Origin of the sequence: Gilliamella sp. Pas-s25 (assembly GCF_009795885.1) — a bacterium.
Lineage (GTDB): Bacteria > Pseudomonadota > Gammaproteobacteria > Enterobacterales > Orbaceae > Gilliamella.
In genome coordinates, this window is record NZ_WTEV01000106.1 from 1 (window position 1) to 220 (window position 220).

The 220-nt window shown below is 37.3% G+C and carries 1 protein-coding gene; it reads left to right on the forward strand.

Translation table 11 applies throughout. The annotated features are described in order from the left end of the window. Window positions 1-122 precede the first annotated feature (122 nt). Window positions 123-220, forward strand: a 98-nt coding sequence (locus GQ593_RS14390) for an IS3 family transposase (RefSeq protein ID WP_160432489.1), incomplete at its 3' end; no start/stop codon positions are given.

Here is a 220-nt window from a genome sequence, read left to right on the forward strand (position 1 = left end):
TATTGAAATCTATTATAATCGGATACGCCGTCATTCAGCTAATGGCTGGGTATCACCTGAACAATATGAACAACAATATTACCAATACGAAAAAATGATAGAGGTGGGCACTGTCTAATATTTTGGCGAGGATCAAACGTTTCAACTCAACGGCTGAGTTACAACGCGCTTTTTCGGCTTATGCTTATTGGTATAATCATAAACGATTACATTCTTCGTT